The 931-nt window shown below is 67.1% G+C and carries 2 protein-coding genes; both read left to right on the top strand.

The genetic code is table 11. The features are described 5' to 3' along the window. On the top strand, positions 1-388 hold a 388-nt coding region (locus HC022_RS27600; RefSeq protein WP_254885295.1), incomplete at its 5' end, for a heme-binding protein. A 66-nt stretch (positions 389-454) separates the two neighbouring features. Further along, on the top strand, positions 455-931 hold a 477-nt coding region (locus HC022_RS27595), incomplete at its 3' end, for a gamma-glutamyl-gamma-aminobutyrate hydrolase family protein (RefSeq protein ID WP_167454499.1).

Genomic DNA, 931 nt, shown 5'->3' with positions numbered 1-931 from the left:
CAAGACCCTCGAGAAGGGCAAGGAAATGGACATGAACCCGCTGTCGGTGGTGGTGCTGGACGCGGGCGGCAACGTCATCGCCTTCGAACGCCAGGACGGGGCGAGCCCGGGCCGGTTCCAGATCGCCCACGGCAAGGCCTACGGGTCGATCATGCTGGGGATTCCGGGCAGCGCACAGATGGCGCGCGCTGAGTCACAGGCCTATTTCATCGCCGCCGCCAACGGCGCCTTCGGCGGCTCGCTGATCCCGGTGCCGGGCGGCGTTCTTGTCAAGGATTCCAAGGGCCGGGTGCTCGGGGCGCTGGGTGTGACCGGCGACAGCTCGGACAACGACGCGGCTGCCGCGAAAGCGGGCGTCGAGGCAGCGGGGCTGGTCGCCGCGGTCTGAGCAACCTTTCGAAAAGCTTGCTGCTGCACTATCTTGCAGTGCAGCAGCAAGCGAGAAGAGGCTTTCATGACCCGCCCAGTCGTCGGCATCATCGGCAACCAGCACCTGTTGAACGACAGCTATCCCGCCCATGCCGGGGGCGAGATGAATACCGAGGCCGTGGCCTGCGTGTCCGGGTGCCTGCCTCTCCTGATCGCGGCCGACCCGCGATTCGTCACTGTCGACGAGTTGATGGAGGTCTGCGACGGCTTCCTCCTGACCGGCGGACGGCCCAACGTGCACCCCGAAGAATACGGCGAGGAGCCGACCGAGGCGCATGGCGCCTTCGACCGCGCCCGCGATGCCATCGTGTTGCCGCTGGTGCGGCAGTGCGTCGAGCGCGGGCAGCCGTTCCTCGGCATCTGCCGCGGGTTCCAGGAGGTGAATGTGGCCATGGGCGGCACGCTCTATCCCGAGATCCGCGATCTTCCCGGAAGGATGAACCACCGCATGCCGCCCGACGGCACGCTGGAGGAGAAGTTCGCGCTGCGCCACAAGGTCTCG

It is taken from the genome of Salipiger sp. HF18, assembly GCF_011806505.1.
In the GTDB taxonomy this organism is placed as follows: Bacteria; Pseudomonadota; Alphaproteobacteria; order Rhodobacterales; family Rhodobacteraceae; genus Salipiger; species Salipiger thiooxidans.
The sequence above is the reverse complement of the archived record's forward strand: the minus strand, read 5'-3'. Positions and strand labels throughout refer to the sequence as shown.